The 21,948-nt window shown below is 60.9% G+C and carries 20 protein-coding genes; 4 read left to right on the top strand and 16 right to left on the bottom strand.

The genetic code is table 11. The annotated features are described in order from the left end of the window. Nucleotides 1-95 precede the first annotated feature (95 nt). Nucleotides 96-3,056, top strand: a complete 2,961-nt coding sequence (locus ACWHTU_RS09555; protein ID WP_447859104.1) for a proline dehydrogenase family protein — start codon at nucleotides 96-98, stop codon at nucleotides 3,054-3,056. On the opposite strand, the gene ACWHTU_RS09550 is transcribed toward ACWHTU_RS09555, so the two are convergent. After that, nucleotides 2,949-3,866 (bottom strand): hypothetical protein, encoded by a 918-nt coding sequence (locus ACWHTU_RS09550; protein WP_447859103.1) that lies wholly within the window; start codon nucleotides 3,864-3,866, stop codon nucleotides 2,949-2,951. The genes ACWHTU_RS09555 and ACWHTU_RS09550 overlap by 108 nt on opposite strands. Nucleotides 3,867-4,048: 182 nt before the next feature. On the opposite strand from ACWHTU_RS09550, the gene ACWHTU_RS09545 reads away from it, so the two are divergent. Both ACWHTU_RS09545 and bioD read left to right on the top strand, forming a co-directional pair. Continuing rightward, the gene (locus tag ACWHTU_RS09545; protein WP_447859102.1) at nucleotides 4,049-4,756 is read left to right on the top strand and encodes an SDR family NAD(P)-dependent oxidoreductase; all 708 of its coding nucleotides are present in this window, start codon (nucleotides 4,049-4,051) and stop codon (nucleotides 4,754-4,756) included. Between the two features lie 17 nt (nucleotides 4,757-4,773). Next, entirely contained in the window at nucleotides 4,774-5,532 is a 759-nt protein-coding gene (gene bioD, locus ACWHTU_RS09540) for a dethiobiotin synthase (protein ID WP_447859101.1), read from the top strand. On the opposite strand, the gene thiE is transcribed toward bioD, so the two are convergent. The 14 genes from thiE to ACWHTU_RS09470 form a co-directional block, all read right to left on the bottom strand. Next, nucleotides 5,492-6,154, bottom strand: a complete 663-nt coding sequence (thiE, locus tag ACWHTU_RS09535; protein WP_447863340.1) for a thiamine phosphate synthase — start codon at nucleotides 6,152-6,154, stop codon at nucleotides 5,492-5,494. The two genes, bioD and thiE, sit on opposite strands and share 41 nt — an antisense overlap. 23 nt (nucleotides 6,155-6,177) lie before the next feature. Next, a complete protein-coding gene (gene accC / locus ACWHTU_RS09530) occupies nucleotides 6,178-7,527 on the bottom strand; it encodes an acetyl-CoA carboxylase biotin carboxylase subunit (protein ID WP_447859100.1) in 1,350 nt (449 codons plus the stop codon). Between the two features lie 53 nt (nucleotides 7,528-7,580). Next, nucleotides 7,581-8,147 carry an acetyl-CoA carboxylase biotin carboxyl carrier protein gene (accB, locus tag ACWHTU_RS09525; protein WP_447859099.1) on the bottom strand — a complete coding sequence of 189 codons (567 nt, stop codon included), beginning with the start codon at nucleotides 8,145-8,147 and terminating at the stop codon, nucleotides 7,581-7,583. After that, nucleotides 8,144-8,704, bottom strand: a complete 561-nt coding sequence (gene efp, locus ACWHTU_RS09520) for an elongation factor P (protein ID WP_447859098.1) — start codon at nucleotides 8,702-8,704, stop codon at nucleotides 8,144-8,146. Before efp ends, accB begins: the two co-directional genes overlap by 4 nt. Nucleotides 8,705-8,809: 105 nt before the next feature. Further along, nucleotides 8,810-9,289 (bottom strand): type II 3-dehydroquinate dehydratase, encoded by a 480-nt coding sequence (gene aroQ, locus ACWHTU_RS09515; protein WP_447863339.1) that lies wholly within the window; start codon nucleotides 9,287-9,289, stop codon nucleotides 8,810-8,812. A gap of 448 nt (nucleotides 9,290-9,737) precedes the next feature. Next, complete coding sequence (locus tag ACWHTU_RS09510) at nucleotides 9,738-10,052, bottom strand: tetratricopeptide repeat protein (protein WP_447859097.1); 315 nt, start codon at nucleotides 10,050-10,052, stop codon at nucleotides 9,738-9,740. Between the two features lie 20 nt (nucleotides 10,053-10,072). After that, complete coding sequence (gene coaBC / locus ACWHTU_RS09505; protein ID WP_447859096.1) at nucleotides 10,073-11,314, bottom strand: bifunctional phosphopantothenoylcysteine decarboxylase/phosphopantothenate--cysteine ligase CoaBC; 1,242 nt, start codon at nucleotides 11,312-11,314, stop codon at nucleotides 10,073-10,075. Between the two features lie 9 nt (nucleotides 11,315-11,323). Further along, nucleotides 11,324-11,686, bottom strand: a complete 363-nt coding sequence (locus tag ACWHTU_RS09500; RefSeq protein ID WP_447859095.1) for a DNA-directed RNA polymerase subunit omega — start codon at nucleotides 11,684-11,686, stop codon at nucleotides 11,324-11,326. Next, nucleotides 11,679-12,398, bottom strand: coding sequence for a guanylate kinase (gene gmk, locus ACWHTU_RS09495; RefSeq protein ID WP_447863283.1), 720 nt, complete (start codon nucleotides 12,396-12,398; stop codon nucleotides 11,679-11,681). The genes ACWHTU_RS09500 and gmk overlap by 8 nt, the downstream gene beginning before the upstream one ends. A gap of 26 nt (nucleotides 12,399-12,424) precedes the next feature. Next, entirely contained in the window at nucleotides 12,425-13,303 is an 879-nt protein-coding gene (locus tag ACWHTU_RS09490) for a YicC/YloC family endoribonuclease (protein WP_447863282.1), read from the bottom strand. Continuing rightward, nucleotides 13,300-13,947, bottom strand: a complete 648-nt coding sequence (nth, locus tag ACWHTU_RS09485) for an endonuclease III (protein WP_447863281.1) — start codon at nucleotides 13,945-13,947, stop codon at nucleotides 13,300-13,302. Before nth ends, ACWHTU_RS09490 begins: the two co-directional genes overlap by 4 nt. A 54-nt stretch (nucleotides 13,948-14,001) precedes the next feature. Beyond that, nucleotides 14,002-15,645, bottom strand: a complete 1,644-nt coding sequence (hflX, locus tag ACWHTU_RS09480; RefSeq protein WP_447863280.1) for a GTPase HflX — start codon at nucleotides 15,643-15,645, stop codon at nucleotides 14,002-14,004. A gap of 76 nt (nucleotides 15,646-15,721) precedes the next feature. Next, a complete protein-coding gene (gene tsaD, locus ACWHTU_RS09475) occupies nucleotides 15,722-16,807 on the bottom strand; it encodes a tRNA (adenosine(37)-N6)-threonylcarbamoyltransferase complex transferase subunit TsaD (RefSeq protein ID WP_447863279.1) in 1,086 nt (361 codons plus the stop codon). Nucleotides 16,808-16,972: 165 nt separating this feature from the next. Then, nucleotides 16,973-19,402, bottom strand: coding sequence for an ATP-dependent Clp protease ATP-binding subunit (locus ACWHTU_RS09470; RefSeq protein WP_447863278.1), 2,430 nt, complete (start codon nucleotides 19,400-19,402; stop codon nucleotides 16,973-16,975). A 280-nt stretch (nucleotides 19,403-19,682) separates the two neighbouring features. On the opposite strand from ACWHTU_RS09470, the gene ACWHTU_RS09465 reads away from it, so the two are divergent. Continuing rightward, nucleotides 19,683-20,537, top strand: a complete 855-nt coding sequence (locus ACWHTU_RS09465) for an NAD(+)/NADH kinase (protein WP_447863277.1) — start codon at nucleotides 19,683-19,685, stop codon at nucleotides 20,535-20,537. Here ACWHTU_RS09465 and ACWHTU_RS09460 read toward each other — a convergent pair. After that, the gene (locus ACWHTU_RS09460) at nucleotides 20,534-21,928 is read right to left on the bottom strand and encodes an FAD-dependent oxidoreductase (RefSeq protein WP_447863276.1); all 1,395 of its coding nucleotides are present in this window, start codon (nucleotides 21,926-21,928) and stop codon (nucleotides 20,534-20,536) included. The genes ACWHTU_RS09465 and ACWHTU_RS09460 overlap by 4 nt on opposite strands. Nucleotides 21,929-21,948 lie beyond the last annotated feature (20 nt).

The following is a 21,948-nucleotide window of genomic DNA, read 5'->3' as shown; positions in this document are numbered from 1 at the left end:
CCCGATGCTATCCAACCTTGTCCGAATTTTCAAGAAAATCTCTCACCGGTGTATACTGAGCATGACACGCACAATTCTTGCTTGTGTACGGGACCATGAGCGCGCAAGCATCTTCCCCTCCTTCTGAGACTCGGATCAAGCAGATCGGAGAAGATCTGGCTCGTCGCTCATCCGGTCACGCTCCGACGGTGTTTGATCCGCGCCGTTGGTCTCACACCCTGATTAACATGGCCATGAAGGACGAGGCCTTCAAGGTTCAGCTCTTTCGTTTTGTCGATGTGCTCCCGTCTCTGCGCGACGATCGGCAGGTCGCCCGACTGGCAGAAGAATATTTCGGTGAGAGCGTCGGCCGGATTTTCGGCCTTCAGTGGGGACTCAAAGCGCTCTCGGCCACCGCGCTCGGCGCGAGCCTAGGGGCCAGATCCATTCGCCATCAGGTGGAGCAAATGGCGCGAACGTTCATCGCCGGCTCCACCATCGACGAGGCGCTGCCGGTGCTGGAACGGCTCTGGACAGACAAGCGAGCTTGCTCTGTTGATTTACTGGGCGAGGCGACGGTCAGCGAGCGCGAAGCCGATCGATACCGGGATCGCTGTCTGGAGACCCTCGCGCGGCTGGGTGAGGCATCGGTCTCGTGGCCCGCCGTTCCCGTGCTCGAGCGGGACCACCTTGGCACCTTGCCGCGGATCCAGTTGTCGGTCAAGGTCTCCGCCCTCTATTCGCAACTCGATCCCATCGATCCGGAGGGCGCCTTCCGAGCGGTTGGAGCCCGCCTGCGCCCGCTCCTCGATATGGCTTGTGCCTTGCCCGCTTCGATCATTTTTGACATGGAGCAGGTGGAGACGAAAGATTTGATCCTGTCGATTTTCACGCGGCTCCTTTCTGAGGACGCCTATCGAGCCTATCCCTTCGCCGGCCTAGCCTTGCAAGCCTATCTGAAAGAAACCCGGCGGGACATCGAAGCCCTGCTCAGCTGGACCCGCGCGCGGGGGGCGCCGATCACGATCCGACTGGTCAAGGGCGCCTATTGGGACTCGGACACCATCCGCTACCAACAAAGAGGGTGGCCGGTGCCGTTGTTCGAACACAAGGCGGAGACGGATTTGAACTACGAAGCGCTGACAACCCTGCTGTTGCAACACGCCGAGCTGATCCGACCTGCGTTCGGCACCCACAATCTACGCAGCCTGGCCTACGTTGAGGCCGCGGCAGAATCCTTGGGTCTTGCGGCCAATGCGTGGGAGTATCAGATGATCTTCGGCATGGCTGAGCCGTTTCAGACGGCCGTGACGTCGTTGGGACGCCGTCTGCGAATCTACACGCCGGTTGGCGAATTGCTGCCCGGTATGGCCTACCTGGTCCGACGACTGTTGGAAAATACGTCGAACGAATCGTTCTTGCGGAAGGAATACGTCGAATCGGAACCACTGGAAAGGTTGTTGGCTCCTCCGCAGGTCCCCAGCCGAACCGTGGATCGTGCGGAAGGGATGCCGGACCGATTCGTGAATGAGCCGCATTCGGATTTTTCCCGCGCCTCGGTCCGCGCCGCCATGCACGACGGCATCGCCCGCGTGAAGAAACAATTGGGCGGCTCCTTCCCTCCCCGTGTTGCGCCCGGCGTCTCCCTTTCCGGCGCCGACATGGCCTCGATGAATCCCAGCGCGCCGCATCAGATCGTCGGCCGCACCAAGGCCGCCGCGCCGACCGACGTGCCCGCTATGGTCCGGGCGGCGCTCGACCTGTTCGACGAGTGGCGGGCGACGTCACCCGTCCGTCGGGCGGCCGTGCTCCAAAAAGCGGCCGCGCTCATGCGCGAGCAGCGATACGACCTGGCCGCTTGGGAAATCTTCGAAACCGGCAAGCCATGGCGCGAAGCCGACGCCGATGTCGCCGAGGCGATCGACTTTCTGGAGTTCTACGCGCGAGAGATGCTCCGGCTGGGGCAACCCAAACGGTTGGGCCGCGAACCGGGAGAATTGAATCATTTGCTGTATGAGCCGCGCGGACTAACCGTCGCCATCGCGCCGTGGAACTTCCCGCTGGCGATTCCGACCGGCATGGTCTCCGCCGCGTTGGTCACCGGCAACGTGGTCGTCTTCAAACCCTCGGAACGGTCGCCGGTCATGGGACACCATTTGGTTCGTATTCTGGGCGAAGCCGGGGTGCCGCCCGGCGTGCTCCAGCTTGCCGTCGGCGGCCCCGAGCTGGGTCAGGCCTTGGTCGACCAGCCCGAGGTCTCGACGATCGCGTTCACCGGTTCGAAAGATGTCGGGCTTCGCATCGTTGCCCGCGCGGCTCAAGTCGCACCGGGCCAGCGGATGGTCAAGCGGGTCATCGCAGAAATGGGAGGCAAGAACGCTGTCATCGTCGATGAGACGGCCGACCTCGACGAAGCCGTCGTCGGCGTGGTGACGTCATTCACCGGCTATCAGGGACAAAAATGCTCGGCCTGCTCTCGCGCCATCGTCCATGAGGCCGTCCATGACGTGTTTGTGCGGCGTCTGGCCGAGGCGGTGGAGAGCCTGACGATCGGGAACCCCGAAGATCCGGGCACACGTGTGGGACCGATGATCGACGCACGGGCGCGCGATAAGGTGCGGCAGTATATCGACATCGGCAAGCGAGAAGGACGGCTGGTGATCGAACGGAAGGTCGAGGAGCCTGGCTATGTCGTCGGTCCAGCGGTCTTCGCGGATATTCAACCCGACCATCGATTGGCCCAGGAGGAAATCTTCGGACCGGTTCTGGCGATCATGCGGGCGAAGACCTTTGAAGACGCGCTTCGGTTGGCCAACCAGTCTGCCTACGCGCTGACCGGCGGGCTGTACTCGCGGAGTCCCGCCAACATTCTTGCGGCGCGACGGCTCTTCGATGTGGGCAATCTGTACATCAACCGGCCGATCACGGGCGCGCTGGTAGGGCGACAACCGTTCGGCGGGCATCGGTTCTCAGGAATCGGAGCCAAGGCCGGCGGCGAAGACTATCTCCCACAGTTCATGATTACGCGCGTGATCAGCGAAAACACGCTGCGCCGAGGATTCGCTCCGGCTGAGTGAGGCCGGAGGCGCGTTGATCTCTGCCTTTTCCAACTCCTCGGTGATCTCTGTCGCCAGGCCTCGATCCGTCCGGAACGGCGGTAACTCCTGCCGTTCGATGTACTTCGCCAGGCCAATGCCCTTGACGAACCAGGCGGTCATCAGGTCCGTGCCGACGGCCGTCTTGCCGGTGCCGGAGAGATGGATCCGAAGCGTCATCTTAGCTTCGACACGGACGGCGTCCGAGTAAGTGCCGGCCGGGACGGTCACCGGTTCCCTTCCGATCACGCTCACGACGCCATGCACGTCGACCCGTTCGTCGATTCCGTCCCCGTCGAGATCCGTTCCGAAATTCAGGTTCTTACGGTCGAACTGCTGGAAGGATGACGGATACTTCAAGGGAAACTGCACGATTTGGTAGGGAACCAATTGTTGTTCCAGCGGGGTGCCGGGCTCCGAACCGTAATAGACGATCCCAGCCGCATCACGGCGATAGAAGCTGTCGGACGGCCCGTGGTTCCCTGCGTTGGTGTCGTGAAAGACCGTGACGGTGATCCCTCTGAGGACACGGGTCCCGGTGATCATCGACACATTGGTAAAGAATTTGTGGTTGATGGTTTGGAGAGGGCCCTCTAGGATGTGACCGCGATACTCCCATCGGTTTCCGATCGCATCCGGAAAATATTCGGCGGATTGTGCAATGACCTCTGCTTCCTCAGCGACGGCCGTGCGCAGGATGGCCGCGCTTGCCAGCAGGCTGAACCCGATAAGAAGACTAAAGCCGCTCGTGTGAAAACGCTTACCCATCGTGCCGACCGAGACCTCGGCCATGGCGGAAAGAACGGTACCACACTCCCTTTCCTCCCGGCAAGAGACCTCCGCCAGGAACCTTGTCGGGCCAGGCCGTCGCTTGCCATCCCGGCTGACCTTGCCGATAATGCGGGCGTACCATGGTGAACCTGTCACGCCGGCAATCCCGCCCATCTCCGTCGCGATCAGGAACTCGCAAGACGGTGCTGGTCACCGGAGGTTCGCGGGGCATCGGCCGGGCGATTTGCCTGGCCTTCGCGCAAGAGGGTTGGAGGGTGGGAATTCATTATCGAGAGCGTCGCGAAGAAGCCGAACTGACTTGCGCGGCAGTCGTCTCGTCGGGCGGAGAGGGCGCATTGTTTCAGGCCGACATCCGATCCGCTGAACAAGTTCGAACGATGATCCGAGCCTTCCTCGATCGGTGGGATCGGCTTGATGTCGTGGTCTGTAACGCCGGCCAGGCGGTCAGCGGACTGTTGATCCGCCATGATCCCGAGCAATGGCGGCAAGTCATCGAGACTAATTTGACCGGGACCTTTCATTGCCTGCAAGCGGCGGCCGCGCCGATGTTGCGTCGACGGGACGGCTCCATCATCGTGGTAGGTTCGTACGCGGCGGACTGCGGGGGGACGGGCCAAGCCGCCTATGCCGCCTCGAAAGCGGGGTTGCTCGGGCTGGTCAGGACGGCGGCCCGCGAATGGGGTCGGTCCAACATCCGGCTTAATATCGTCTATCCCGGTTGGCACCAGACGGAATTGGTCGGATCAGCCATGCCCGACGCCGCGCATCTTGACGACCATCTGCTCGGACGGTCGCCGCGTCTTGAAGAGGTGGCCCGAACCGTCGTCCATTTGGCGCTCCGGCAAGATGTCTCCGGGCAGATTTGGAATCTCGACAGTCGCCCGGTCTAATGCCGGTTGAGCGTTTCATGGCCGAGTCCTTTTCTCCCGTTCCTGCCATCCCTTGCGTGTTTGTGACGGGCACGGATACCGGTGTCGGGAAGACGTTCGTCACCGCGGCGCTCGCGCGACATCTGAAGAACCGGGGTCTGGCGGTCGGTGTGATGAAACCGGTCGAAACGGGTGCCACGCATGGCGCAACGGACTTGTCTGATGCGGACCGTTTGGCGCGCGCCGCTGGAGTTCTGGACGCTCTGGACCTGATCGCTCCTTACCGCTTTCCTGATCCCCTCGCTCCACTGGCGGCGGCACGACGTGCCGGCCAGTCGGTGGATGTCAGTCGGATTGTCCGGGCGGTGCACACCTTGCGGGGCAGACACGCGGTGCTGTTGATCGAAGGGATCGGCGGGGTGCTGGTACCGCTCGCCCCCCGACTGGATGTACGGGATTTGATTGCGTGCCTGGAGACGCCCGTGCTCGTCGTGGGACGCGCAAGCCTCGGCGGCGTGAACCATGCGTTGTTGACCGTCGAGGCGGTGCGGCGACGGGGCTTGACCGTGCTGGCGATTGTGCTGAATGAGCCTGCTCCGATGGCGGCCGCCACGGCCGCCGAGTTACAGTCGCGCTCGACCGTCGAATTGATCCGCGAGCTCAGCGGAGCGCCGGTCGTCGGCCCACTGCGGCACCAACGGGTTGATGGGCGCTCCTGGGAGGCGACGCTGGACCGGATTGCGCAGGACGACACGATCAGCTGGCTGGCCGATCTGCTGCTGGGAGGCGCGCGATGAACGTGCGGACGGCCTGTCCGATATCAGAGGCAGCGAGGACGGCGGAAATCACGGCGACGCCGTCGGCCCCGGCTCTCATAATCGCGTCGACGGACTCGATTGTGATCCCGCCGATCGCAAAGACCGGCAGGTCGGTCAGCGGACGAATCGCCCGCAGACCGTCGAGACCGACGACCGGGTCATGCTGCGACTTCGTTCCGGTCGGAAAGATCGGCCCGAACCCTACGTAGTCGGCTCCCCCCTCGGTGGCTTCCTCCACCTGTTCCGGGCGATGGGTTGAAACGCCGATGATCTTTCCCGCGCCGAGCAGGGAGCGGGCATGGGGCAGCGGGACATCTTCCTGTCCTAAGTGGACGCCGTCAGCGTCCACCGCCAAAGCCAAGTCGCAGCGGTCGTTGACGATCAGCAGCGAACCGGTCTCCGCCGCGGCCCGACGCAGCGCCATCGCACGTCGGTAGGCCTCGCCCATGGGCGAGAGTTTGTCGCGGTACTGGAACAGGCGCGCCCCGTGAGCCGCCGCTTCCTGCAAGACCTCCTCGAGCGGCCGGTCCGCTCGGACGGCCGGGTCGAGAATCAGATAGAGACCTTTCAAGAGCGGATGCGGCGCAGGCCGGGCGGACATGGCGGTCACACGATCGGACACGGTCAGGAAGCGTGATTCGCGAGGAACCGCTCGAGAAAACTCGTCGAGACGTGGCCCTTCTGAAAATCGGGATCGTTGAAGATTTTCTTATGCAGCGGAATGGTGGTCTTGATGCCTTCGATGACGAACTCGTCGAGCGCCCGCCTCATGCGGGCCATCGCCTCCTGCCGGTCGCGTCCGTGCGTGATCAATTTCGCAATCATGGAATCGTAGTACGGGACGACCACCGCCTGTGCTTCCATCGCGGAGTCGACCCGGACCCCGAAACCGCCCGGTGGAGCCCATTTCGTAATCCGCCCAGGGCAGGGTGTGAACTTGTCCGGACACTCGGCGTTGATCCGGCATTCGAAGCTGTGTCCGGTCAACTGGATGTCCTGTTGCCTGAACGACAGCGGTTGTCCGTCGGCGATGCGGATCTGTTCCTTGATCAAATCGATTCCCGTGACCATCTCGGTGATGGGATGCTCGACCTGGATGCGGGCGTTGACTTCCATAAAAAAGAAATTGAGGTCCTTGTCCAGCAGAAACTCCACCGTTCCAGCGTTGCGGTAGTGCACCGCTTTCACCGCTTCGACCGCCACTCGGCCCATCTCCCGCCGCAGCCGCTCGTCCACGACTGGCGAGGGGGTTTCCTCGACGAGCTTTTGGTGACGGCGCTGAATGGAGCAATCCCGCTCGCCGAGATACACGACGCGCCCCCGGTGGTCGGCCAGGATTTGGACTTCGATATGGCGGGGTTCGAGAAAGTACCGTTCGAGATACACCCCTTCGTTGCCGAACGTGGTTTTGGCTTCCGCCTGGGCGGCCTGAAACGCACGGGCGAGGTCCTCGGCTTTGTTGACGACCCGCATGCCGCGCCCGCCGCCGCCGGCCGAGGCTTTGATGATGACGGGAAACCCGATGGCCTTCGCCGCTTCCAGCGCTTCCGCTTCGCTTCGCACTTCGCCGGGACTGCCCGGTGTGACAGGCAGCCCGCGGCGGGCCACGATTTCCCGCGCCTTGGCTTTGTCGCCCATCAGCGCGATATTTTCCGAGGTCGGCCCGATGAATTTGATCCCGATGGATTCGCAGACTTCGGCGAAATGGGCATTCTCCGAGAGGAACCCGTAACCGGGATGGATGGCATCCGCGCCAGTGATCTCGGCGGCGCTCAGGACGTTGGGGATGTTGCGATAACTCAGGGCGTCCTCAGCCGGGCCGACGCAGATACGCTCGTCCGCGAACCTGGTGTGAAGGGCATTGGCATCGGCCTCGGAATGGATCGCCACGGTTTTGATCCCGAGTTCCTTGCAGGCTCGGATGATTCTGAGGGCGATCTCTCCGCGGTTGGCGACCAAAATCTTCTTGAACACGTGATGACTCGATAGGGGCTCACGCGAAGGCGATCTTCAACCCGCCCCTGTTCCTACTCCGCGGCCTTTGGATCGATGAGAAATAACGGCTGACCGTATTCCACCGGTTTAGTGCTCTCGACCAAAATTTTGACGATTCTCCCGTCCACCTCGGATTCGATCTCGTTCATGAGCTTCATAGCTTCCACGATACACAGCACCTGTCCTTTCTTGACGAAGTCGCCTTCCTCCACGTACGGGTCGGCATCGGGCGAGGGAGAGCGATAAAAGGTGCCAACGATCGGAGAGGTAATGGTGACCAAGCCGGTCGTGTCCTGGACCGGCGGGCCGCTCGGCATTTGACCGGCAGCGGGTTGAGCCGCCGGCTGGCTTTCCGGTGTCGACGCGGTTTGCGGACGGATGCTCGTTTCGTGCCGAAGCCGGATGCGGGTTCCTTCGCGCTCGACCTCCAACTCCGTCAAATGATTGCGCCGCAGCAGGTCGATGAGCTCCTGCACCTGCTTGGTTTGATCGCTGGACAGCAACGGCCGGTCTCTCGCCACATCGGCGAAAGCCCGAGGCAAAATGATGGGTCGGCCGCGCTCCCTGCGCGCCCGTGGGCGAGATCGCGATTTGCTCACCGAACACGCTCCACGTATTCGCGGGTTCTCGTGTCGATTTTGATGACTTCCCCGACCTCGAGATACAACGGCACCTTGATGACGGCGCCGGTCTCGACGACGGCGGGCTTGCTCCCCCCAGACGCCGTGTCGCCCCGGACGCCCGGCTCCGCGTCTACCACCTTCAGCTCGATGAAGATCGGCAGCTCCACGGCGATCGGCTGGTGTTCGTAGATCAGGATCTTGACGATCATGTTTTCCTTGAGCAGATCGACGTTGGGTCCCAACTGTTTCTTGTCGTAGATGAACTGCTCATACGTTTCCGTGTCCATAAACGTATAGGAATCCCCCGACGCGTAGAGGAATTGCATCTCGCGTTCATCGAGATCGGGCTCTTCGAACTTTTCGCCGGATCGAAACGTGCGATCCAGCACGTTGCCGGTCTTGTAGCTTTTGAGCTTCGTGCGTACGAACGCCCCGCCCTTGCCGGGCTTGACGTGTTGGAACTCCACAATGTAGTAAGGCTCGCCTTCGACCAGAATACGGGCACCATTACGAAAATCGGCGGTCGAAATCACAGTCCTCTTCCTCTCTTTCGCTTCTCATCGATGACGGTGAAAACAGATGATGCACATGCGGACCGGTTGGACGCGGATCGACCAGGCATCGCCCACTTGCCCCGTCTACGCTTTTCCGCCGCCTTTGCGCGGAGTCCGCCGGGCCGTTCGAGTGGACTTCAGGTGATCGAGGAGACCACGCATTGCGAGCAGATACCCCGTCGGACCAAACCCCGAGACTTGGCCCAACGCCACGCCGGCGATGTAAGAGCGGTGCCTGAACGGTTCCCGTTGATGGATATTGGTCAAATGCACTTCGACGGTCGGCAAAGCGGTTGCCGCGATCGCGTCTCGAATCGCCACGCTGGTATGGGTGTATCCGGCCGGATTGATGATGAGACCGTCGAATCCTGTTCTGGCCTCTTGGATCCAGGTGACCAGTTCGCCTTCGCTGTTCGACTGTTTGATCTCGACATGGATTCCTATCTGCTCGGCCAGCCGCGTGATGGCGTCATTGACAGCCTTCAGGGATGTGGTCCCGTACAGCGATCGCTCCCGGGTTCCCAGCAGATTGAGGTTAGGGCCGTGGAGCACAAGCATCCGCACCATGTCTGATTCCACCGGTCCGTGCTTCCACAAACCGCACTCCTCGGCTCCCCTTTCCAACTGGGTTGGGACAACTATTGTAGCAATCCGTCGAAGTCGGGTCAAACAAAGGTTCAGGCTCGCCTTACCCACGATGCCGAAGTCTGATGGTCCTTAGCAGCTGTTCGAGGCGTGCCCGTTTGCGCAATGTCTGAGGCCTATCGGAAGTTGCGGAGTCGGCCGCCAGGCCGGCGACGTGGGACCGGGCCTCCTCGCCCCGGTCAGGCGGATGTGCTTTTTCGAGGCGAGCCGCTGTGCGTCGATAGGTTTCGGGTTCGACCGGTGGTCCCCACGGATATCGGTCGAGGGTGGATTTGAGCGTCACTGCTCCTTTGTCTTGAGGATTGATCGTCAGGATCACCTCGCAGGAACGCAACGCCGCTTCTTTGACTCCTTCGGCGGCATGCATTTAGGCCAGCGTGCGGTGAGCTCCCAGATTGTCCGGGCGTCTCCTGACCGCATCCTCGAGGAGCGTTCTGGCTTTTGCGGTTTGTCCGAGATGCACATAGGCGCCTCCCAGCGTCACCATCGCCGTGACGAATCCCAGAAGCACTTGCAGCCCCGCTTCCAACACCGCGGCGGCCTCCTGCCACAGGCCCACTTTCCCGTACTCTTCGGCCAGAGGGAGAAAGACCTTTGACTGTGGATCTCTGGCTAACGCGGCGGTAAGTCGTTCGATCTCAGAAAAACGAACACGCTCTTCAAAAGGCAGCGAAGACGGCATCGGCGAGCACCAGATCGCCGCTAGTCCGTTTGAGAACAGGTCCGCCGGACGTCAGTGCGCAAACGCTGGATCGCATCGAGGATGTGATGGGCCAGTTCCCGCTTGGGCATCAGGGGGAGCCGAATTTCGCGCTGATCACGGTCGATCAGCGTCGCTGCATTCATGTCGGATCCGAAACCGGCCCCTTCGGCGCGCACATCGTTGGCGACGATCAAGTCGAGACGTTTGCGTATGAGCTTTTCCTTGGCATGGGCGACGAGATTCTGCGTCTCGGCGGCAAAACCGACCAAAATCTGCGAGGTGCGGCGTTTAGACAGAAGATGCAAAATATCGCGGGTGGGTTCGAGCGTCAAGGATTTCCATGCGTGTTCTGTCTTCTTCAATTTGTGATCCGCCGGATGTTTCGGACGAAAGTCCGCGACTGCGGCGGCCATGATAATGACGGTTGCCCAGGCCAGTCGCATCATCAGCGCCTTTTCCATTTCCTCCGCGGTGGTGACGGCCACGGCGTCAACCCCCGCAGGAATAGGAAGCGACGTCGGGCCGGTCACGAGCGTGACCGCCGCGCCGCGCTCGCGGGCCGCTTGGGCGATGGCATAGCCCATTTTTCCGGAGGAACGATTCGAGATGAAGCGGACCGGATCGATGGGTTCTTGAGTCGGACCAGCCGAGACCAGCACGCGCTCGCCGACCCAGTCCCGACTCCGAGAGAGTTGCGCCTCGATCGCGGCGAGGATCGTCGTTTCCTCGGCCAGCCGTCCCTGTCCGATTCGGCCGGAGGCCAACGGGCCTTCGACGGGATCGATGATGAGCGCGCCTCGTTGCCGCAGTTGGGCGACGTGGGATACCACAGTCGGATGCGCCCACATGTCGCCGTCCATTGCCGGCGCAATGATCAAGGGACAGCGGGTTGTCAGGAGCAACGTGCTGAGCAGATCATCCGCGAGCCCCAACGCGGCCTTGGCCAAGAAATGGGCGGTGGCGGGCGCGACGACGATCGCATCAGCCTGTTCCGGCAGGCGGAGATGAAGCATCTCCTGGTGCGTCGCAAAGAGGTCGGTGGCGACCGGCTGCCCGGAGAGCACCTCGAAGGTGAGCGGCGCGACGAACCGCGCGGCGGCCTCGGTCAGCACCACGTTGACGTGCGCCCCCTCCCGGACCAGTGAGCGCAACAGTTCAACCGCCTTATAGGCAGCGATGCTCCCGGTGACGCCGAGGACGATCCGCTTCCCGAGAAACTTGGGTATTGGCTCAGCCTGCACGACCGCTGGTTACTCTTCGCTTTCCGGTTCAGCAGCCGGCTTGACCGAATCATCGACGTAGACGCTCAGTTCTTTCTTGATCTCCTTGGCGTCCTCACCGGTCACGGCCGCCATACGCTCGGTCTCTGTCTCCCTGCTGCGCTTGGCTTCCCGAAGCGCCTCGCGTGCCTCTTTTCCGGTCAAGAACTGCACTTCGCCGCGCAGCACCTCGTCCAGCGCGATCGTCGTCTCTTTAGTGAACTTCGACGTGCCGGTCGGCTTGGCTCCCTGAATCAAGTGCTTCGCCCGCTGAACGGCGACGAGGACAAGCCGGTGACGGGAATCGAACCGATCGTGATCAAATTCCGGTAATAAGGACAACATGTCAACCATGGGTCTTTGTGCTCCCTTTCGCAGCCGCAGACGCGTCTCTGTCCGTGGGCTTGGTCTCTTTATCCAGGATAAAGTTCTCCTCCAGCCAGGCCATATCAAGCCGTTTGGTCTTGATCCGTTCTGCCCAAAAGATGCTTTCCAGCTCTTTCAGCGACTGCTTCAGCTCCTCGTTTCGCACGATGTAGTAATACTCGCGGTAACTCCAAACTTCTTCGCGGGCTTTCTGGAGGCGCCGTTGGATTTCCTCCGGAGAATCGCCGGCACGGGCCTGAAGCCGCGTCCGCAGGACTTCCAGCGACGGGGGAAGAATGAAAATATAGACGGCGTCTTCGAATTTTTTCTTCACTTGCATCGCACCCTGGACATCGATTTCCAGCAGGACATCGATCCCCTGTTCCAGCTTGTCGGACAGGGCTTTTCTAGGTGTGCCGTACCAGTGGCCGTAGACGCGGGCGTACTCCAGAAACTCGTTCCGCTCGATCATGTCCTGGAACACGCGTTCTTCGACGAAATAGTAGTCACGTCCGTGCTCTTCACCGTGGCGCGGCTTTCTAGTCGTGTAGGAAATCGAATGCCACACGTCTGGAACGATGGAGACGATTTGTTTGCACAACGTGGTCTTTCCGGCTCCGGACGGCGCGGAGACGATGAACAGCAGTCCCCTCCGATGTTCCGAGGAACTCTTTCTGGTTGGCGACGGTTCGGATGGCATAGAAAGGCTCGCCTCAGCAGCCGCGGCTATTCAACGTTCTGGACCTGTTCGCGAATCTTCTCCAGTTCCGACTTGATGTGGACGACCCGCCTCGCGATTTCGGCATCGGCGGCTTTGGAGCCGATGGTGTTGATCTCGCGCCCCATTTCCTGCAGCAGAAAATCCAACGTCTTACCCACCGAGCCCTCCCGCCGCAGGAGGTGATCAAACTGTACCATATGGGAATCAAGCCTGACCAATTCTTCGGTGACGTCGCAACGGTCGGCGTAGATCGCCAATTCCTGATTCAACCGTCCGACATCCGGCGGGTTGGCCCCGAGAAGGTTCTCGACCCGGGCTTTCATACGGATAAACGCTTCCCGCGCGACTTCGGGAGCGCGTTCGGCGATGAAGCTCTTCGCCATTCGGATCGAACGGAGTCGCTCCCGGATGTCTTTGGCCAGCGCGGCTCCCTCGCGGCGGCGCATGCGGTCCAGATCGGTCAACGCTTGGTCAAGCAGCCGCTTGGTCAGACGGCTGAGCCGTGGATCGCTGCTCGGCTGGTCCGTGATCACCATGATGTCCCGGAAACCGGAGAGCAGCGCGAGATCGATCGTTCCGCCGATCCGCAGATCCTTCTGCAGCTCACGGAGGGCTTGATGGTACTGCCTGGCGAGGGAACGGTCAAGAGAGACGGCTCGCGCCGCGTCTCTTTCGCCCCCTAGCGAGACTGTCACCTCCACACGGCCGCGAAGACAACGCCGTTGCACCGCTTTCTTGAATGGTTCCTCGAGATCGCTCAGCGAACGTGGCAACCGCGTCACAATCTCCAAAAAACGATGATTGACTGCGCGCACTTCCACCGCCACGGATCCCCGCCGCCAACTCGCTTCGCGCCGGCCGTAGCCCGTCATGCTGCGAATCATCGGGGCCGCTTCCCTTCCCACGGACAGTCGTCGTAGATGGCGCACTCCCCGCACTTGGGTTTGCGGGCGAGGCACACGTATCGACCGTGCAACAAGAGGAGTTGTGACCCTTCCGTCCACTTGTCCTTCGGAATGACGCGCTGAAGATCCTCTTCGATTCGGTCGGGATCCCTCGATCGAGTCAGTCCCAGGCGGGTGGCCACCCGCTTGACGTGGGTATCCACCACGACGGCCGGCTGCCCGAACGCGTTACCGAGCACCACGCTCGCGGTCTTCCGTCCCACGCCAGGCAAGGTCGTCAATTCCTCCATGGTGCGGGGGACTTTTCCGCCGAAGCGCTCCTCCACAGACTTGGCGCATTCGATGAGGTGGTTTGCCTTGCTCTTGTAGAACCCGGTCGAACGGATCATCGCCTCCAGTTCCGTCCGTTTCGCGCGGGCGTAATCGGCGGGCCTGAGGTATTTCTTAAAGAGCGCCGGCGTAACCTGATTCACGCGCCGGTCCGTGCACTGGGCCGACAGGATCGTGGCGACCAACAACTCCCATGGGTTCCGGTACTTTAATTCCACCCGAGCCGACGGCCAGATCCGGCGAAGCGCACGAAGGATGTGCTGCACTCGCTTGTGCGGTTTTGTGTCTGTCACGCTTCGCCGGTCGTTCTCGACACGATTAACCACTCAGCTCGCAAAAAGCGGCGTTCAGGGGACCACAGCCGCCGGAACGGCGCTGCACCATTCGCCAGCCTGTTCATTCCAGCGAGGGGACACATTTGCCACATGCGCGTCAAGATAGTCAATCAGCGGAGGGAGGGTGGTCGGATCAAGAGCCGAAATGCTCAACGCGTTGTAACGGCGGCGCAGTATTTCGACTTCGCGCGGCGGCAGCCGATCACATTTATTCAACACCAAGACGCGGGGAATGCGGTCGAGTTGCAATTCGGCGAGGATTGCTTCGACCGCCGCCATCTGTCCGTCGAGGTCCTTGGCGCTGGCGTCGAGCAGATGCAGAAGCAGATCGGCGTCCCGCAACTCCTCGAGAGTGGTACGGAACGCGCCCATAAGCTCTTTCGGAAGGTCGCGGATGAAGCCGACCGTGTCGGTGATGATGATCTCCCGATCGCGCGGGAAACGGAGCCGTCGGCTCGTGATGTCGAGGGTTTCGAACTGTCGGTCCTGTACCGAGACCCGGCTTTTGGTCAACACATTGAGCAGCGTGGACTTGCCGGCATTGGTGTACCCGACGATGGACACGATCGGCAGGGCGTGCCGGAGCCGGCGGGCGCGCCGTTGATCCTGGTGCCGCGCGAACAGCGAGAGTTCTCGCTCCAGATGCGCGATGCGGTCACGGACTCGGCGGCGATCGGTTTCCAGTTTTGTCTCGCCCGGTCCCCGCGCCCCGATGCCGCCGCCCAGGCGGGATAGCGTCGCGCCGCGTCCTGAGAGGCGGGGTAGCAAATAACGGAGTTGCGCCAATTCGACCTGAATCTTGCCTTCTCGGCTATGGGCGCGGCGGGCGAAAATATCCAAAATCAGTTGGGTCCGATCGATGACTTTCATCTCCGTAATCTCCGAGATCGCCCGCACCTGCGCCGGCGTCAGGTCCTGATCGAAAATCAGCAAGTCGGCCCCGCAGTGCAGAGCCCGGATGACGACCTCTTTCAACTTGCCGCTGCCCAGCAAGAATCGTTGGTGCTGCTCGGACGTCCGCTGAATGATTTTATCCAATACATGCACGCCGGCCGAAGCGGCCAGTTCCGACAGCTCTTCCAGCCGGTCTTCCTGGACGGTCCGGCTTCGCGGCGAAGCACTGACCAGAATCGCGGATTCCGCGCGGTCGCCGACCGTGTGGCCTGACGACGCGCGCATCAGTTCCGTCTCCAAAGCGGCCACGAATTTGTCGCACTCCAACTGTAAGTTGTGCAACGGAGTCGGCGCCAAAACCTCATGGACCTGCCCGCGTGGGTTGGGCGGCAGCAAATGGGCGACATGAACGTCGGCCGGCCGGCCGTCGTCGCCCGCACCAATGGCGGCGATCAAATCCAGCCGTAGCAGCGCCAGGTGCGTCAAATCCGACTGGCTCAAAGGCGAGTTGTCCAACTGTGCACGTACCAGCCGGATACCGCGCAACGCGCGAGGTCCGGCCCTGAATTTGGCGAGATCGCGGAGCGATGGCACGCATCCGTCCCCGACCAGCACCTGCTCAACCGCGCCGCGCCGGGTGATGAGCAGTCCGATGGATCGCCCGATTTCCCGTGCCAACTCCGTGCAGTGTCGCGCCAATTCGGGGCTGATGACCTTGTCGCTGGGCACGCGGCGGCGACACAGATGTTCGAGCCGGGTCATCTGACTGGGTTTGAGGCCCGCAACATGTCCGAGAACGGTGGGAATGGACAACCTCCGAGTGATTCCGATCGCCGCCCTATGGGCGCTCGGCATCAGGCGACGAATCGACCGCGATCGCGGCCAGGGACAGTTCAGCGTCGGACTCGAGTTCCCAGGTTGATCGTCTACCTCGTTCCAACGCGTTCAGCCCAGCTGCCGCGACCATGGCAGCGTTATCCGTACAGTATGCCAGCGATGGCAGGCCCAGGCGGATCCCTGCTTCGGCGGCCTGTCCGGCCAACCGAGCGCGTAACCGAGAGTTGGCCGAGACTCCCCCGACCACGGCCAGTGCCGGTACACGATGCCGACGCACCGCTTCAAACGCCTTAATGACCAACACGTCCACAATCGCTTCTTGGAAAGAAGCCGCCAAGTCCGCTTTTTGAACGTCCCGCACCGCTCCATTGCGATCTCTCAAATGGTAGAGCAGCGCCGTCTTGAGTCCGCTGAAACTAAAGTCGAGACTCCCCTTTTTGAGATGGGCGCGTGGAAATCGGACGGCGCCTGGGTCGCCCGTCCTGGCAAGCCGATCGATGGCCGGCCCGCCTGGATACCCGAGTCCGAGCATCTGAGCCGCCTTGTCGAAAGCCTCGCCAGCGGCGTCATCCAGCGTCTGTCCGAGGAGACTATAGAATCCATCGGAGCGGACAAGATACAGATGAGTGTGCCCGCCGGAGACGACCAGAACCACGCAAGGAATCGGAAATTCCCGGTCCTCGATCCAAGCCGATGCGATGTGGGCTTCGAGGTGGCTGACTCCGACGAAGGGAAGCTTCAACGCGAACGCGGCGGCCTTGGCATAACTGACACCGACCAGCAGAGCACCGGCCAATCCGGGACCCTGAGTGACCGCGACAGCTTTCAGGTCGGACCAGCGGAGCTGCGCGGCGCGAAGCGCTTCGCTTACCGTGGTCTCGATCCGTTCGATATGTCGCCGTGAAGCCAGCTCGGGGACGACGCCCCCATAGCGGTTGTGCAGGTCATGCTGGGAGAACACGATATTGGCCCATACCTTCCTGTCGGGACCCACAACAGCGGCCGCCGTTTCGTCGCAGGAGGTTTCGACACCGAGTATCGGCCCGTATGGCGAGCAAGAAGAAGATACAGCCGAGTGGCGACGCATGGCGGTATCAGAAGTGGCCGAAGGCGAGTGGAAGGTGTCCGTAGCGGAGTCTGATCGTTGGGTGGAGAAAACAAAGCGACCCCCGCGTTCCCATCGTTTCTACGGGGGTCGCTTCAGATGTGCCCCAGTGGATGACAAACTCCCGTACGCTCGTTTCCAACCGGGTTACACTCCCGCCATCGCTTCCTGTTCGATAAACGCGGGAGCACCGTCTCGGAGCACCACTTTGATCTTGCGGCAATCTTTGAATCGGCCTTTGATGATCTCCTCAGACAGAGGATCGCCGATGGTCCGTTGAATCGTGCGCCGCATGGGACGGGCACCATAGAGGGGTTCGTATCCCTCCTTGATCAGCCAGTGCTTGACTTCCTCGTCGATTTCGATTTCGACGCCGCGCTCCAGCAAACGCGCGTTCAGCTCTCTCAGCAGAATGTCCAAGATGCTATAGAGGTGTTCCTTCTCCAGTGGATGGAACACGACGATCTCGTCGATCCGGTTCAGAAACTCAGGACTGAAGGCGCGCCGCAGCTCGCCCAGCACCTCATCCCTCATCCGACGCTCCCGCTCGCCTTGTTCGGCGCTGTGGAAGCCGAGCGACACGCCCTTCTGAATCAGCTTGGTACCGAGGTTCGACGTCATGATCACGACGGTGTTCTTGAAATCGACCTTGCGCCCCAGGCTGTCTGTGAGCACGCCGTCGTCCAGGACCTGCAAAAGAACATTGAAGACATCGGGATGAGCCTTTTCAATTTCATCGAACAGCACCACGGAATACGGTCGGCGGCGGACCTTTTCGGTCAGTTGGCCTCCCTCTTCGTATCCGACGTAGCCGGGCGGCGCGCCGAACAGCCGCGAACTGGTGAACTTCTCCTGATACTCGGACATATCGATGCGGATCAGCGCGTCCTCGGTGTTGAAGAGAAACTCGGCCAACGTTCTGGCGAGTTCCGTTTTGCCGACACCGGTCGGTCCGAGGAAAATGAAGGAGCCGATGGGTTTCTTGGTTTCTTTCAAGCCAGCGCGCGACCGGCGGATGGCCCGGCAGACCGCGGAGATAGCCTCGTTTTGGCCGACGATCCGCTTGTGGAGGAACTCCTCCATCCGCAAGAGCTTGTTCGACTCCTCCTCTTCGAGCTTGAACAACGGAATGCCGGTCATCTTCGAGACGACGTAGGCGACGTCTTCCTTGGTGATAACTGGTCTCTGCTTTTCCTGTGCCTTCTTCCATTCGCGCTTGGATTCATCCAGCAGCTTGCGCAGGCGCTCTTCCTCTTCGCGATGACGGACGGCCTCCTCGAAATTCTGCATCGAGATTGCCAGTTCCTTGTCGCGCGATACTTTTTTGAGCTCCTGTTCCAGAGCCTTCAGTTCGGTCGGAAGCGCATAACTCTGCAGCTTGGCCCGGGAGCCGGTCTCGTCGATGAGATCGATCGCCTTGTCAGGCAGGAACCGATCGGTGATATATCGGTCCGACAACTTGACCGCCTCGATGATGGCCTCTTCGGTGATTTCGACTCCGTGATGTTCTTCGTAACGATCGCGGAGGCCTTGGATGATCCTGACCGTCTCGTCGATGCTTGGAGGCTGGACATAGATCGGCTGGAACCGCCGTTTCAGGGCGCCGTCCTTTTCGATATGTTTCCGGTACTCGTCGAGCGTCGTGGCGCCGATGCACTGAATCTCGCCGCGAGATAAGGCCGGTTTCAGCATATTGGACGCGTCAATCGAACCCTCCGCCGCGCCAGCCCCGACCAAGGTGTGGAGTTCGTCGATGAAAATGATGATGTTGCCGGCCTGGACGATCTCTTTCATCACGACCTTCAAGCGCTCTTCGAATTGCCCTCGGTATTTGGTGCCGGCGACCAGAGAACCGAGATCGAGGGCGATCACCCGGCGCGAAAGCAGGTTGTCGGGCACCTCGGATTGAACGATCCGTTGGGCGAGCCCTTCGACGATGGCCGTTTTGCCGACGCCCGATTCGCCGATCAATACCGGGTTGTTCTTCGTGCGGCGACTGAGAATCTGAAGCACGCGTTCAATTTCATCGGCTCGGCCGATGACGGGATCAAGTTGTCCCTCTTGAGCCAGTTGGGTCAGATCCCTCCCGAATTCATCGAGCGCCGGCGTATTGCTTTTCCGATCCCGTTCGCGCGGCGCAGACTTTCTCAGGAAGGTGACCGTCAGTTGGCGGGCCGTGAGAAGGTTAGCGCCAAGACTGCGAAGAATCTTGCCACCGATACCTTCTTCTTCGCGTAGCAGCCCCAAAAGCAGATGTTCGCTTCCAATGTGGTTGTGGCCCAGCAGCCTGGCTTCCTCGACTCCATACTCGATGACTTTTTTTACCCGCGGACTGAAGGGGATCTCCCCGAAGGTCATGGTAGTTCCCCCGCTGGGCAGATTCCGCTCGATTTCGAGTCTGATTTGCTCAGAGGACAGCCCCATCTTCTTGAGAATCATCAAGGCGATGCCGTCCGATTCACGGAGAATGGCCAAGACAAGGTGTTCCGTGCCCAGATAGTCGTTCTGGTGCCGCTCGGCTTCTTCTCTTGCCAGGATAATGATTTTTCGACCTTTGTCCGTGAATCGTTCGAACATCCTGCCTCCTTTAGCTAGGTTGCAGACTGGAGAGGGCGTTTCGCGAGAGAACCCATCGAAAAATTTGGTCTTATTCTAACTTCGCGTCGATACGGTGTCAAGACGACGGCAGTTTCCTCCAGTCGCCGAACACACCGCTCCGATGCGGAGCTCGTGCACGCGACTCCGTGCGCGTGTTCATTTGACAGGCAAAGAAGGCACTCGCTAGAATCGCGCACGCTTCCAGCCGGATCAATTTTTTTATAGAGGCTCCACGCCGCACCACCATAAATAAAGACTTGTGAAGACCATCGGAATTCTGACCAAACCCAAGTTCCCTGACGTCAAGCATATCCTCAAGGATCTCGTCGCGTGGCTGCGCGAACGTCATAAGGAAGTGATTCTTGATAAGGCGACAGCGGCGCTGATCGATGAGCCTGCATCCCATCAGAAGGTGCAAATCGCCGCTCTGGCGGACATGGTGCTGGTCTTGGGTGGAGACGGCACGATGTTGAGCGCGGCGCGGCTGGTTGAAGAACGATCGGTTCCGATTCTGGGCGTCAATATGGGCGGGCTGGGGTTTCTGACCGAAGCCAGTCTGGATCAGCTCTACCCTTCGCTGGAGCGAGTGTTCGCCAACGACTTTGTGTTGGACGAGCGACTGATGCTGCGCGCCCGGATGCACCGCCATGGCGAGCATGTGGCCCACGCGACGGTGCTCAACGACGTGGTGGTCAGCAAAGGGACGCTGGCCCGCATGATCGAGACCCGGATTGCGATCGAAGGACAATTCGTCACGAATTTGCGGGGTGACGGCCTGATCGTATCTACCCCGACGGGGTCCACCGCATATTCCCTCTCCGCGGGAGGACCAATCATGACGCCGGCGGTCCGATCGTTGATTCTCACGCCGATTTGCCCTCATACGCTGACCCACCGGCCGCTCTTGGTTCCGAGCGAGGTGACGATCGAGGTGACGCTCACGAGCAAGGACGAAGGAGCGATGGTGACCTTCGACGGACAGGTGGGCGTGGCGATGACGCAGGGGGATACCGTCGATATCAAGGCTTCCGAGCATCGCACGCAACTGATCCGGTTCCCAGACCGCACGTATTACGAGGTGTTGCGGCGGAAGTTGAAGTGGGGAGATGGTTAGCGAGGGGTCGTGGCCGCGGCTTTCTCCCGGTTGCGCTGGATCAGCGCGAGCATTTCCTGATTGGTCGCGAACTTGAACTCGCCGATGCACTCGTTGGCGCGCGGCGCCGCTTTTTCCGCGGCTTCCAGGATGCGGAGCCCTTCCAGATCGACGACCATCGCATGGCGCTCGCGTAGGAGGGCCTGCAGCCGTGCGAACACCTCGGCAACCGCCGCGCGGGTCAGCGGCTTCTTCGTGCCGAGATACCGTGTCACGACTTCGGCGCACCATTCCCCGTCCCGCTTCGCAATGCCCACTAAACCCTCGCTTGCTTTGCGGGCCCAGCCGGTCAGGAACACCCCGTCCAGGATGGTCCCTGAGGCTTCGTCGTAGGCTTGAAACAAGGCGTCGTCCGGATCGTTGCCGGTCTTCATGGGATTGGTCACGAATGCGCCGTTCTTATAAGGAAGGCCGACCGTCTCATCCACCCTGTCGCCGACCGCGAACACGACGCTGTCGCAGGGAAACTCATAGTACTGTTTCATGCCCACGGCGGCCGTGTCGTTGCCTTTCAGTTCCAGTTTCGTCTCCTCGATTTCGAGGGCGCGGACTCGATTGTTCGAATCGGTCAGGACGCGACGAGGTGAGGCCAGGAACCGAAATCCCATCTTCGTCGAGCTGATCTTCGGCTCGCATTTCGTGAACTCGCTGAGCATGCCGTTCAGGATTTCGTCCGGGCTCTGCCCGACCGCTTCGAGCCGTGGTCGGATACGCGCGAACTCTTTGGCAAGCGCCTCTTGATCGATATTCGCGCACACCGCCCGGATCTCCTTGGGATTGTACTTGCGTTCGGCGGGGCCGCGGCGGGCGATGGCGGTGACTTCGTCCACCTTTTTATAGCGAATGAGCCAATGCGCGATATCCACCATCACGTCGCCTACACCGATCACGGCGACCCGGCGGCCCATGTCGAACGGCCGCTCGCTGAACCCGGGCAGCCTATTGAAATGGTACACGACGTCCTTCGCATGATAGACGCCGAGAGCCGTGTCCCCCTCCACGCCGATCGTCTTTGTGCCCTGCGCGCCAGTGGCGAAAACGATCGCGCTCGCGCCCAGACTACGAAGGTCCTTGAGCGTGAGATCCTTGTTGTTTCCCACGGACACGTTCCCGAAGTAATGGACGTTCGGACGTTCCAGGATTTCCCAGTAGGTTTTTTTTAGCCCTCCGCGGAGTTTCAGCTTGCTGGGGAAAATACCGTATTCGGCCAAGCCGCCGAATTTGATGTCCCGGTTCAAGACGATCACTTCATGACCGTCTTTGGAAAGCATGTTGGTCACCGACATGCCGGCCGGGCCGGCTCCGACGACGATGATCACGTGAGTGTCGGACTGCGAGACTCCAGAAGTCATGAGCTTATCCTTGGAGAAAT

It is taken from the genome of Nitrospira calida (assembly GCF_976986435.1).
The sequence above is the reverse complement of the archived record's forward strand: the minus strand, read 5'-3'. Positions and strand labels throughout refer to the sequence as shown.